The sequence below is a fragment of the Streptomyces sp. NPDC088097 genome (assembly GCF_044741845.1).
Taxonomy (GTDB): domain Bacteria; phylum Actinomycetota; class Actinomycetes; order Streptomycetales; family Streptomycetaceae; genus Streptomyces.
The window spans coordinates 146,463-159,881 of the sequence record NZ_JBIUTJ010000008.1 but is presented as its reverse complement, the minus strand read 5'-3'; the positions used below and the strand labels follow the sequence as shown (position 1 = coordinate 159,881).

Below are 13,419 nucleotides of genomic sequence, written 5' to 3'. Positions count from 1 at the left end.
GCGACCGGGTCAGCCGTTGACGGCGTCGGGTACCGGCTCGCCCGCCAGGGCGAGCAGCACGGACGCGGCCACCGAGGTCCCCGCCTTCTCCTGGGCCTCGACCGTCCCGGCGCCCAGGTGCGGGGTCGCCACCACGTTGTCCAGGCCGAACAGCGGGGAGTCGGTGCACGGTTCGGTCGCGAAGACGTCCAGGGCGGCCCCCGCGATCCGGCCCTCGACCAGCGCCTCGTACAGGGCGTGCTCGTCGACGATGCCGCCGCGCGCGGCGTTCACCAGCCGCACCCCCGGCTTCATCAGGGTCATCGCCGCGGCGTCGATCAGGCCGACGGTCTCGGGGGTCCTGGGCAGGTGGACGGTGAGGAAGTCGCTCAGGGACAGCAGGGTGTCCAGCGGCACCAGCCGCACCCCGGCCCGCGCGGCCGAGGCCTCGTCCGCGTAGGGGTCGTAGGCCACCAGTTCCATCCCGAAGGCGGCCATCCGGGAGGCGACCAGGGAGCCGATGCGGCCGAGGCCGACGATCCCGAGGACCTTCCCCGACAGCTCCACGCCGGTGAAGCGGGCCCGCTGCCACCGGCCCGCCCGCAGCGAGGCGTCGGCGGGTGCCACGTTGCGGGCCACGGCGAGGAGCAGCGCGATGGCGTGCTCGGCGGCGCTGACGATGTTGGAGGTGGGCGCGTTGACGACCAGGACGCCCGCGGCGGTGGCCGCCGCCACATCCACGTTGTCGAGGCCGATGCCGGCGCGGGCGATCACCCGCAGCCGGGGCGCGGCGGCGATGGCCTCGGCGTCCATGGTGGTGGCGGAGCGCACGAGCACCGCGTCGGCGTCGGCGAGCGCGGCGAACAGCGCGGGGCGGTCCGTGCCGTCGCAGCGGCGCACCTCGACCTCGGTGCCGAGCGCCGCGACGGTGGCCGGCGACAGCTCTTCGGCCAGCAGGACGGTCGCTCTTCGGACGGGGGGCGCCTCGGTGGCGCGGAGGGGGGCGAGCACGGCGAAGCTCATCGTCGGTCCTCTTTCGGATCGGTTCGACTCGGGTGGGTGCGCACACGCCGCCGGGCGACGTGCGTCGTGCGGGAGGCCTCACTGACGGGCGGCGGCCAGGTCCAGGGCCCGGGCGCGCAGCGCGATCCGGGCGGGCACGAGACTGGAGACGAGGGCGAGACCGAGGCCGGCGACGGCGGCGGCGCCGATCGCGGTCCAGGGCAGGCTCAGGGGGAGCGAGGGACCGGACTCCAGGATCCGGTTCCCGATCAGCAACAGGGTGGCGGCCTGGGTGCCGGTGGTGACCAGCAGGGCCAGCGCCGTGGCGGTCGCGGCCGTCAGCAGCGCCTCGACCCCCACCATGGACAGCACCTGGCGGTCGTTGCCGCCGGTGAGCCGGAGGGTGGAGAAGTCCCGCAGCCGGTCGCCGGTGGACATCATCATCGTGTTGACGATCGCGATCAGGGCGTAGAGCAGGGCCGGACCCAGGATCGCGATCATGGCGATCCAGTCGGAACGGGACCGGGGATCGTCGTCCCCGCCCCACGCCGCCGCCGCGGTGACCTCGGCCCCCGGGACCGCGGCCGGTGCCGGGAGCCCGGCCGGGGCGGTGAGGAAGGCGGCGGTGGGCCGGGGTTCGTCGTTCAGGTGCCCGGCCACGACCGCGTACGGCAGGAGCACCTCCGCCAGGCTCAGCGGCGTCTTGACCAGGGCGACCACGGCGAGGGTCACCGAGGTCCCGTCGTCCAGGGTGGTGGTCAGCCGGTCGCCGACCTGCCAGCCGTTGGCCTCGGCCAGCGAACGGGAGACGGCGACGGAGGAGCCCCGCAGGGCGTCCAACGAGCCCGCCTCGGTGGGGAGTTTCCAGGTGGCGGCGGCGTCCCCGTCCACCGCGGTCGCGGCGATCGTGCCCGAGGCCGCGGCCCCGGAACCCGAACCGGAACCGCCGTCCAGCCCGTTCAACCAGGTCGTGCGGACCGTGGTCGTGCCCACCCCGGGCAGGGCGCGCAACCGCTCCACGGTGTCCGGGGTCAGGGTGGAGCCGCCGATGGGTTCGACGACGTACGAGGCCCGCAGCGCCTCCCGCGACTGGACGGTCCGCGCGTCCCCGAAGGTCAGCGTCGAGCCGACCACCGTGCCCGTCAGGCCGATCACCAGGAACATCGGGGTCGCCGTGGAGACCGTGCGCCGCACCGCCGCCAGGGCGTTCTGCCGGGCCAGCAGGCCCACCGCGCCGGACGCCGGCAGCACCGGCAGCGTCAGCAGCCGCACCAGCGCGGGGACCAGCAGCGGCGCGAACAGGGCCACCGCCATGATGGCCATGACGTCGATCAGGAGCGACCAGACGGGCATGTTCTGCGGATCGCGCAGCTGCGGGTCCTGGTCCATCCCGGGCGGCATGGTGGTGAACAGGACCAGCACGGTCGCGAACACCAGCAGATAGCCGACGGCCCACAGCCAGCGGCCGAGGGTCATCACCTTCCCGTCGACCGCGGCGTCCCCCAGCGCCTCCACCGGACGCACCCGGCCGGCCCGGCGGGCCGCCGCGTAGGCGCCGACCACCGCCACCGCCACCTCGACGGCGGCGGCCACCAGCAGCGGCCCCGCGCTGATCTCCACGGTGAAGCCCTCGGGCGCCGCCCCCCGCGAGACCAGCCAGCGGGCGAACAGCGGCGCCACGGCCAGGCCCAGGAGGGCCCCGCAGACCGAGGCGGCCAGCGAGACGACGACCGCCTCGCCGAGCACGAGCAGCCGGACCTGGCGCGGGGTCGCGCCGACCGCCCGCAGGAGCGCCGTCTCCCGACGCCGCCCCGCGACCGCGAAAGCGAACGTCGAGGCGACGACGAACACCGACACGAAGCCGGACATGCCCGCCATGAAGGTGAGCAGCTTCTTCAGGGACGGCGCCGACGGGTCGTCGTTCTGCAGACCGGCCGACGTGCTGACGAGCAACCCCGTCGCGGCGATCAGGGCAACGCCCAGGGTGAGCGCGACGAAGGAACCGGCGAAGCCGAGCCACCGCTTGCGCAGGGTGGCCGCGGCCACCGGCAGCAGGAGCGAGATGCCCATCAGCGGCCACCGTCGATCCGGGCCGGCTCCGCGGCGGGGCGCGGATCGGCTCGCGGACCGGCCTGCGGATCGGCTTCCGGGTCGTCCTCCAGCCGCGCCATGTGCTCGGCCACCCGTCGGGCGGTCGGCCGGTGCATCTCGTCGGTCACGCGGCCGTCGACGAGGAAGACGACGCGGTCCGCGTAGGAGGCGGCCACCGGGTCGTGGGTGACCATGATCGTGGTCTGGCCCTGCTCGTCGACCAGGCCGCGCAGCAGCTTCAGGACGGTCTTGCTGGAGCTGCTGTCCAGGGCGCCCGTCGGCTCGTCGGCGAACAGCACCTTCGGGCGGGTGATCAGGGCCCGGGCGATGGCCACGCGTTGCTGCTGGCCACCGGACATCTGCGAGGGCAGGTGCCCGGCGCGTTCGCCGAGCCCGACCCGCCCGAGCGCCGCCCGCACCTCGGCCGGATCCGGACGGCGGCCGGCCAGCCGCAGCGGCAGCCCCACGTTCTGCTCGGCGCTGAGCGCGCCCAGCAGGTTGAAGGCCTGGAAGACGAAGCCGATCCGGTCCCGGCGCAGCTCGGTGAGGGCCTTCTCGCGCAGCGGGCCCAGGTCGACGCCGTCCACGACGACGCGTCCCGAATCGGGGCGGTCCAGGCCGGCGGCGCACTGCAGGAGGGTGCTCTTGCCCGAGCCCGACGGGCCCATCACCGCGGTGAAGGTGCCCTGTTCGAACGTCACCGAGATCCCGTCGAGGGCGCGCACCTGCGCCGCCGAACCGGCCGCGTAGCAGCGGCTGACCTCTTCGAGCCTGACTAACTGGTTGTCGTGCATTTCCTCAACACCTATCAAGTGATCTCGTACGGGTGGGGTGGACCGTCGCCTCGTTCGGCCTGGTTCAGTACCCACCCCGGGGGGCCGGCAGATCCTGCGGCCCGGTCCTTTCTTCCCCGAGGACGTCCCCGGGAGCCGGCTGTTCGAGCCGGCCCACCGGGGTTTGCCTCGCGTCGGCGACCGCCTCCAGGATCCGCGTCATCCGGTCCAGGAGGTCCTGCGCCCGGTCCTGCCGGTAGACCTGAGGAAGGTACCCGAGGTGCAGTCCCAGCCTGCTGTCGTCGAGCCCCGGCACCGCCTGCATCCGCAGCGGGTAGTGCGTGGCGTCCTCGCTGTCCCCTCCGGCCAGCCGCAGCCCGTCCGTCGCGCCGGCCCGGCCCAGCAGCGTGCCGGCGTCCAGCGGGGTGTTCTTGACGACGGTCGTGGTGTCGAAGAGCGGCCCGCCCCCCGTCAGCCGCTGCACGTGGCCGAGCCCGAGGTGGTGGTGGGGCAGCAGGGCGGTCTGTTCCTCCTGGACGCGGGTGAGCAGGGCGCCCAGCGGCTCCGCCGGATCCAACCGGACCCGTACGGGCAGGGTGTTGATGAAGTTGCCGACCATCCGCTCGATGCCGGGCACCTCCGGGGTCCGCCCGGAGACCGTCGAGCCGAAGACCACGTCGTCACGGCCCGTGTGCCGGGCCAGGACCAGTGCCCAGGCGGCCTGGACCGCCGTGGACAGGGTGACCCCGGCGGACCGGAGCCCCGCGTGGAGCCGGGCGGTCAGCTCCGCCGACAGCTCCACCCGGACCGACTCCTGTTCCCGGGGCTCCTCCTCGGCGACCTCGGGGGCGACCAGGGTGGGGGCCACCGGCCCCGCCAGGGCGGCCCGCCAGGCGGACTCCGCCGCGACGCGGTCCCGCCCGTCGAGCCAGGCCAGGTAGGCGCGCAGCGGGGGCGGCGCGGGCAGGGAGGAGGCCGCGTCGCGTTCGGCGTACAGGGTGAACAGCTCCTCGACCAGCACCGGCACCGACCAGCCGTCCCAGAGGATGTGGTGGGCCGTCAGGACCAGCCGGTGGCGCCCGCCCGGCAGGGCGATCAGCAGCACCCGCAGGAGCGGCGGGGCGGCCAGGTCGAAGCTGCGCCGGCGCTCGCCGCGGGCCAGTTCGCGGGCCCGTGCCTCGGCGTCCTCGTGGGCGCCGAGGTCGGCCGACAGCCAGGGCAGCGCCACCTTCGCGTGGACCACCTGGACCGGCCGCTCGGTGTCGTGCCGGAACCCGACCCGCAGGGCCGGCTGCCGGGCCATCAGCCGCTCGGCCGCCGCGCGCAGGGCGTCCGCGTCGAGCGGCCCGTCCAGGTCGAGGGCGAGCTGCGTGGTGTAGACGTCGGGCTCGTCGCCGTCGTCCCCGGTGAGCAGGGCGTGGAAGAGGAAGCCCTCCTGGAGCGGGGTGATCGGCAGTACGTCGACGAGGTCCGGGTCGGACCTCTTCAGCAGGGCGGTCTCCTCCTCCAGGCCGGGGAAGGGCCCGTCGAGCCAGGGGGAGTCCACGGGCCGCTCCTCCCGACCCACCTCCGCGGCCACGGAGGCCAGCGCGGCGGGCGTGCGCTGGACGAACACGTCCCGCACGGTGAGCGAGAGCCCCTCGGACCGGGCCCGGGAGACGAGCCGGATCGCGGTGATGCTGTCGCCGCCCAGGTCGAAGAAGGAGTCGTCGGCCCCCGCGATCCCCGAGGCCCCCGGGACGCCCAGGACCTCCGCGAACAGCGCGCACAGCAGGGCCTCGCGGGGCGTGGCGGGCGCCCGGCCGCCCTCGGCGGACGCGGACCGCGGCGCGGGCAGTGCCTTGCGGTCCACCTTGCCGTTGGCGGTCAGGGGGAGCTCCGGGAGCGCCACGAACGCGGACGGGACCATGTAGTCGGGCAGCGAGGCCCCCAGGAAGGCGCGCAGGGCCGGGGCCCCGACGTCCTCCCCGACCACGTACGCCACGAGCCTCTTGGCGCCCGGCCGGTCCTCCCGGACCAGTACGGCGGCCCGTTCGACGCCGGGGTGCGCGGTCAGCGCCGACTCGATCTCGCCGGGCTCGATCCGGAACCCGCGGATCTTGACCTGGTGGTCGGTGCGGCCCAGGTAGTCCAGGGTGCCGTCGGCCCGCCACCGGGCGAGGTCGCCGGTGCGGTACATGCGCGAGCCGGGCTCCCCGAAGGGGTCGGCGACGAATCGGTCCGCCGTCAGGTCCGGACGGCCCAGGTAGCCGCGGGCCAGACCCGACCCGGCCAGGTACAGCTCGCCGGGAGCGCCGGCCGGCACCGGCTGGAGGTGCGGATCGAGCACGTACAGGCGGGTGTTGGGGATCGGGCGGCCGATCGGCGCGAGGACCGGCCCGGTCAGCGGGTCGCTCATGCTGGCGCAGACCGTGGACTCGGTCGGACCGTACGCGTTGACCATCCGACGCCCCCGCGACCACCGGTCCACCAGATCGGGGGCCGTGGCCTCGCCCGCCACCACCAGCGTGGAGCCGGGCGGCAGCGCGTCCTCGGGCATCACCGGCAACGCCGACGGCGGCAGGGTCACGTGCGTGACCCCGTGCTCGGCGATCAGCGCGGCCAGCGTCGGGCCGGGCAACAGCCGGTCCGCGTCGCCGAGGACCGCGCGGGCCCCGGTCAGCAGGGCCATGCACAGCTCCCACACCGCCGCGTCGAAACTCGGCGAGGCGAAGAGCAGCACCCGGCTGTCCGGGGTGACGCCCAGACCCGCCCGCTGCCCGGCCACCATGGAGGCGACGCCGCGGTGGGTGACCACCACCCCCTTGGGGCGGCCGGTGGAGCCCGAGGTGTAGATGACGTAGGCCGGGCGGTCCGCGTGGCGGGCCACGGTCAGACCCCGGCCCGAGTACCGGCCGTGGTCGGCGCGGTCGACCAGCAGCACGGGAGCCGCGCACCGCGGCAGCCCGCCGGCGGCCACCTCGCCGCTCGTGACGACCAGCGCGGGAGCGGAGTCGGCCAGCATGTACGCGAGCCGGTCGGCCGGGTAGCCCGGGTCGAGCGGCACGAACGCGGCGCCCGCCTTGAGCACGGCCAGCTGCGTCACCACCAGCTCCACCGACCGGTGCAGCGCGACGGCTACGAACTGCTCGGGGCCCGCCCCCCGCCGCACCAGCAGCCGGGCGAGCCGGTTGGCGCGGGTGTTCAGCTCGCGGTACGTCAGCTCCGTGTCCCCGTGCACCAGCGCGACCGCGTCCGGAGTACGGGCCACCTGGGCCTCGAAGAGCCCCGGGATCGTGAAGTGGCGGCCCGCGGCGGGCACGTCGCTGTCGTTCCACTCGACCAACAGCCGCCCCCGCTCGGCGGGGGACAGGACGTCGAGCCGGCCGACCGGGGTGCCGGGGCGCTCCGCGAACGCGGTGAGCACCCGTAGCAGCCGGTCGGCGACCCCGCGGGCCTGCTCGGCGTCCAGCAGGTCGCCCTGGTGGTCCAGCCGGAAGCGCAGCCCGTCGGGGCCGGGCCGGGCGACCATGCCCAGCGTGTAGTGCACCGCGTCATGGCCGTCCACCCCGTCGAGGACCAGCCCCGAACCGGCGGTGGCCGCGGCCAGCGCGGAGACGTCCAGCGGATAGTTCTCGAAGACCATCGCCGTGTCGAACAGCGCGCCCACGCCGGTGACCTGCTGGATCTCGGCGAGCCCCAGGTGCTGGTGGCCCAGGAGCGCCGACTGCTCGCGCTGCATCCGCTCCAGCATCGCCCCGAGGGACTCGGCGCCGTCCAGACGCAGCCGGACCGGAACGGTGTTGATGAACAGGCCGACCATCGACTCGACGTCGGGCAGCTCCGGCGGACGCCCGGAGACGGTCGAGCCGAAGACCACGTCGTCGCGCCCGGTCAGCCGGGCCAGGACCAGCGCCCAGGCGCCCTGGAGCACCGTGTTCAGGGTCAGCCCCGCCGTGCGGGCCCACCCGGCGAGCGCGTCGGACACCGGCGCGGGCAGCCCGAACTCCAGTCGCTCGGGCACCGTCGGTGCGCGCCCGGGATCCGCCGGGCGCACCAGCGTGGGCTCCTCGACCCCGGCGAGTGCCTCGCTCCAGGCGGCCCGCGCGGCCTGCCCGTCGACGTCGGCCAGATGGGTGAGGAAGGCGCGGTACGGGCGCACCCGCGCCAGGGGCGACGGCCCGGAGTCCGCCCCGTACAGGCTCAGCAGCTCCCGCACCAGCACCGGCATGGACCAGCCGTCGAGCAGCAGGTGGTGGTTGGTCAGCAGCAGCCGGTGGGCGTCGGGGCCGGTGCGCACCAGGGTGAAGCGCAGCAGCGGCCCCTCGTCCGGGGTGAAGCCGACGGACCGCTCGGCGGCGGCCAGCGCGTCGGCGCCGGGGAGGCGCTCCTCGGGCGGCAGGTCCGTGAGGTCCACCTCGAACCAGGGCGGTTCGACGGCGCCCGGCACGACCTGCACCGGCCGGCCCAGGCCCTCGTGGTGGAACTCGGCGCCCAGGTGGGGGTGGCGGGCGAGCAGATCGCGGGCGGCGCGGCGCAGCCGGTCCGCGTCGAGCGGACCGTTCAGACCGAGCCACAACTGGGCGGTGTAGACGTCGCCCTCGCCCCCCTCGCCGGCCTGGAGGCTGTGGAAGAGCAGGCCCTCCTGGAGCGGGGACAGCGGCAGGATGTCCGCGAGGCCGGGCCTGCGGCGCTCCAGCAGCTCGATCTCGCGCTGGGTCGGCGCGGCCGGGGCCACGTCCGAGGGCGAGCGGCCGCCCGCTCCCGGACGGGAGCCGTCTCGGGCCAGCGCCCGCAGGGCGTCGAACCACAGGGCGGCCAGCTCGGCCACCTCCTGCTCGCCGAGGAGCCCGCGGGCCCAGCTCCAGCCGGCCACCAGCTCGGGACCGTCCGGCCCGTCCTGGGTCAGGGCGTTGAGCTCCAGGGCGTGCCCCAGCGGCATGTCCGGCAGCCCGCCCGGGATGCCGTCCCCGAGGCGCGGGACCACCGCCCAGTCGGCGTGGGCGCCGGGTGCGGCGAAGCGGCCCAGGTAGTTGAAACCGATCTCGGGGGCGCCGAGCGGGGCCAGCCGTTCGGCGCCGCGCGGGTTGAGCCGGCGCAGCATGCCGAAGCCGACGCCCTTGCCGGGGACGGCCCGCAGCTGCTCCTTGACGGCCTTCAGGGCGGCGCCCGGGTCGAGGTCGAAGTCCGCGCCGGAGCCCGGGTCGAGGTCCGCGCCGGGGACGCCGGCGGCGTCCAGCAGGACCGGGTACATGCTGGTGAACCAGCCCACGGTGCGCGACAGGTCGGCGCCGGGGACCGCCGCGTCCTCGCGGCCGTGACCCTCCAGGTCGAGCAGCACCGGCCGGTCGTCGCCCCGCCAGCGCCGGTACGCCAGCGCGAACGCGGTCAGCAGCACGTCGTTGACCTCGGCGTGGAACGCGGCCGGCACCGCCGTCAGCAGGGCGTGCGTCACCTCGGCGGGCAGCCGCAGGGTCAGCCGGTCCGCCGTCTCCAGCGTGTCCGTCCGCGGGTCGAGCGCGCGATCCGCGACGGGCGCCGCATCGGCGGACAACACCGCGCTCCAGTAGGGGAGTTCGGCCTCGCGCTCCGGCGAGAGCGCCGCCTGAGCGAGGCGGTGGGCCCAGGTGCGCAGCGAGGTGCCGACCGGATCCGGCCGAGGGGTCTGGCCCCGCGACACCGCCGCCCAGGCCCGCTCCAGGTCCGGGGCCAGCACCCGCCAGGACACGCCGTCGACCACCAAGTGGTGGAGGACCAGGACCAGCAGACCCGCCTCGGCGGGCCCCCGGTCGCACCACACGACGCGCACCGTGCCGCCCGGCTCGCGCGGCGCGAGCGTGGCGAGCGCGGCCCGACCCTCGGCATCCGCCAGCGCGTCCAGCGCCGCCCCGTCCAGCCCGCCCGCGTCCACCCGGCGCACGAGCGCCGCCGCGTCGACCGACCCGGGCGGGCCCACGACCAGCGTCTCGTCGGTGCGGTGGGCCCGCAGCGCGTCGTGCCGGTCCAGCAGGGCCCGTACGCAGTCCACGAGCCCCTCGTGGGTCAGCGCCGCCGGCACCCGCAACACCATCGACTGGTTGTAGCCGTCCAGCGGACCGCCGAGGCCGTCCGCCCAGCGCATCACCGGGGTCAGCGGCAGTTCGCCCAGACCCGCTCCCTCGGCCTCCACCGGTGCGGCTTCCACCTCGGTCGCGGCCTCGGCCAGCGCCGCCGGCGTACGCAGCCCGAACACCTCGCGCGGACTGAGCACCAGCCCCGCCCGACGGGCCTGCGACACCAGCTGGATGGCCATGATGCTGTCACCGCCCAGATCGAAGAACGAATCGTCGGCGCCCGCCCGCGCCACCCCGATCACCTCGGCGAACAGCGCGCACAGCACCTCCTCGCGCGGGGTGCGCGGCGCGCGCCCCGCGCCCGAGCCGGCGACGGCGGGGGCGGGCAGGGACCGGGTGTCGAGCTTCCCGTTCGCCGTCAGCGGCAACGCGTCCAGCGTGACGAAGGCGGCCGGCACCATGTGCGCGGGCAACACCGCGCCCAGCGCGGCGCGCAGCTCGCCGTCGGCGAAGGCGGCGCCGGGCGCGGGCACCACGTAGGCGACCAGACGCTTGTCGCCGGGGCGGTCCTCGCGGACGACGACCGCGCCGCTCGCCACCCGCGCCACCGCGAGCAGGGCGGCCTCGATCTCGCCGAGTTCGATGCGGAAGCCGCGGATCTTGACCTGGTGGTCGGACCGGCCCAGGTACTCCAGGGCGCCACCGGCGAGCCGGCGGGCGAGGTCGCCGGTGCGGTACATGCGGGTGCCGGGCTCCCCGAAGGGGTCGGCGACGAACCGGTCGGCGGACAGGTCGGGGCGGCCGAGGTAGCCGCGGGCCAGGCCGGCGCCCGCCACGTACATCTCGCCGCGCTCGCCGACCGGGGACGGTCGCAGCGCCGAGTCGAGGACGTAGATCGCGAGGTCGGGGATGGGCCGGCCGATGAGACTGCGGGTCTGGCCCGCCGTCGCGTCCTCGTCGAGCGCGAGGTGGCTGACGTGCACGGTCGTCTCGGTGATGCCGTACATGTTGACGAGCACGGCCTCCGGGTGGGCCCGCTGCCAGGGCGCCAGCCGGGCCAGGTCCAGGGCCTCACCGCCGAACACCACCCGGCGCAGGGCCAGTTCACCGACGGGATGGTCGGCGTCGGCCCGCATCAGCTGGTAGAACGCCGACGGCGTCTGGTTGAGGACCGTCACCCGCTCCTCGGCGAGCAGGGTCAGGAACTCCTGCGGCGAGCGGCTCACCGCGTGCGGTACGACGACCAGCCGGCCCCCGTACAGCAGCGGACCCCACAGCTCCCACACGGAGAAGTCGAAGGCGTAGCTGTGGAACAGCGTCCACACGTCCTCGGGCCCGAAGTCGAACCAGTGCCGGGTCGCCGTGAACAGCCGCACCACGTTGCGGTGCGGGATCACCACGCCCTTGGGGCGACCGGTGGAGCCGGAGGTGTAGATGACGTACGCCGGGTTGCCGGGCGTCAGCGCGGCCGTCCGGTCGCCGTCCACGAGCGGGCCCGGATCGGCCCCGGCCAGCGCGGCCAGCGTCTCCGGCGCGTCCAGGACGAGCACCGGCACCGAGGTCGTCGGCAGCCCGGCCACACCCGCCATGGTGGTGATCACCAGGGCCGGGGCGGCGTCCTCCATCATGTAGGCGAGCCGGTCGGCCGGGTAGTGCGGATCGAGCGGCACGTAGCCCGCACCCGCCTTGACCACGGCGAGCAGCGCCGTCACCAGCTCGGCGGAGCGCTCCAGCGCGACCGCCACGTAGCCCTCGGGGCCGGCGCCGCGGGCGGCTAGCAGCCGGGCGAGCCGGTTGGCCCGCTCCTCCAACCGCGCGTACGTCAGCGACTCGGAGCCGTGGGTGACGGCGGTGCGGTCGGGATGCAGGGCCGCCCGCTCCTCGAAGAGCGCGGCCAGCGTGCGGTCCTCGGCGGGCACCTCGGCGTCGGGAGCGTTGCAGCCGACGATCAACTCCCGGCGCTCCTGCTCGCCCACCAGCTCCAGCCGGCCGACGGCCGCCCCGGGCTCCTCCAGCGCGGCGTGCACGAAGTTCAGGAAACGGTCCTGGTGGGCCGCCGCCGCGTCGATGTCGCAGGCGTCGGGAGCGGCGTCGAAGTCGATCCGCAGCCCCTCCTCCTCGCCCAGGTCGTAGATCCCGATCGACAGGTCGTCGACGGGACCGTTGCTGAGGTTGTGCTGCACACCCGGCTGTCCCAGGAAGCCCAGGTCCGGGGCGAACGCCATGATGTTGACCATCGGGGCCGCGATCCGGCGGCCCGAGTCCCCGCCGGACACCTCCCGGCACAGGTCCTCGTAGCGCGGCAGCTGGTGCGCCAGCGCGGCGCGCACCTCGGAGCGGACGGCGGCCACCAGCTCGCCGATCCGCAGCTCGGGGCGGACCGCGAGCCGCAGCGGCACGACGTTCGAGGTCATGGCGGGCGTGCGGCGGGTCAGTTCCGTGGTGCGGCCGGTCACCGGCAGGCCGAGCACCAGCTCGCCCTGGCCGGACACCCGGTGCACGTACGCCGCCACCAGCGCGATCATCAGCATCGACCAGGGCGCCCGGGCGGACCGCGCCACCTCGCGCACCCGCCGCGCCTGCGGCGCCGTCAGCCGTACGCTGCGCCGCACGAACGGCGCTCCAGCGGCGGGCCGTTCCCCGCCCGCGCCCTCCGCCAGGCGCGGTGTGTCCCGCAGCCCCGCGAGCCTTCGCGCCCAGTGGGCGCCGTCCTCGGCGGCGGCCGGCGAGAGCCGGTAGGCGGCGTCCTCCGCCAGCACCTCGGCCAGGCTCCCGAAGGGACCGGGCTCCCAGGCGGCGCCGGCCAGTGCCCGCACGTACAGCTCGGTGAGCCGGGCGTCGAGCAGGGCGGCGGACATCCCGTCCAGGATGATGTGGTGGTAGCGCTGGTAGTAGAGGAAGTGCTCGGGGGCCAGCCGGAGCAGGGCGACGGTGTAGAGGTTCCCGGCCGCCAGGTCCACCGGCGTCGCCAGGTCCTCGTCCATCCAGGCCCGGGCGCTCGCCAGGGGGTCGGCGGCGTCGCTCAGGTCGAGCAGGCGCAGCGCGCGCCCGCCCGGCTCGGGGTCCAGCACCTGCCACAGTCCGCTGTCGTCCCGCTCGATCCGGGCCACGCGCAGGATGTCCGCCTCGGCGGCCAGCCGGTACCAGGAGGCGCGGAGCAGTTCCGGGTCGAGCGGCCCGCGGACCTCCTTGTACTCGGCGACGTTGTATCGCCGGCCGGTCGGGTCCAGGTCGTGGGCGAACCAGATGCCGCGCTGGGCGGCCGAGAGCGCCAGGCGCCCGCCGAGGTCAGCCATGGTTCGGCCCCGCCACCGGCTCGCGCAGGCCCAACGGCCGCAGGTCGGTCCAACGGGTGTTGACGAAGTCCACGCACGCGGCCCGCCCGGCCTCGGGCAGCGCCACCGTCCACCCCTCGGGAACCTCGGCGAACGCCGGCCAGAGGGAGTACTGCTCCTCGCCGTTGACCAGGACGTGGAAGACGCCGTCCTGGTCGTCGAAGGGGTTGTTCGCCATCGGGAGAGCTCCTTGGGGTGTGGTGGACG

General features: G+C 75.4%; 4 protein-coding genes and 1 pseudogene. All 5 read right to left on the bottom strand.

Features of this window, described 5'->3' with window-relative positions; translation table 11 throughout:
- Nucleotides 1-15: 15 nt before the first annotated feature.
- Nucleotides 16-1,002 (bottom strand): annotated as a pseudogene (locus tag ACIOD1_RS23145) (hydroxyacid dehydrogenase); the annotation flags it as partial.
- Between the two features lie 78 nt (nt 1,003-1,080).
- Nucleotides 1,081-3,051 (bottom strand): FtsX-like permease family protein, encoded by a 1,971-nt coding sequence (locus tag ACIOD1_RS23140; protein WP_401904340.1) that lies wholly within the window; start codon nt 3,049-3,051, stop codon nt 1,081-1,083.
- The gene (locus ACIOD1_RS23135; protein ID WP_365622496.1) at nt 3,051-3,866 is read right to left on the bottom strand and encodes an ABC transporter ATP-binding protein; all 816 of its coding nucleotides are present in this window, start codon (nt 3,864-3,866) and stop codon (nt 3,051-3,053) included. Before ACIOD1_RS23135 ends, ACIOD1_RS23140 begins: the two co-directional genes overlap by 1 nt.
- Nucleotides 3,867-3,930: 64 nt before the next feature.
- The gene (locus ACIOD1_RS23130; protein ID WP_401904338.1) at nt 3,931-13,173 is read right to left on the bottom strand and encodes an amino acid adenylation domain-containing protein; all 9,243 of its coding nucleotides are present in this window, start codon (nt 13,171-13,173) and stop codon (nt 3,931-3,933) included.
- Nucleotides 13,166-13,390: an MbtH family protein gene (locus tag ACIOD1_RS23125; RefSeq protein ID WP_365622492.1), complete on the bottom strand. Its 225-nt coding sequence runs from the start codon at nt 13,388-13,390 to the stop codon at nt 13,166-13,168. The genes ACIOD1_RS23130 and ACIOD1_RS23125 overlap by 8 nt, the downstream gene beginning before the upstream one ends.
- Between the last annotated feature and the right edge of the window lie 29 nt (nt 13,391-13,419).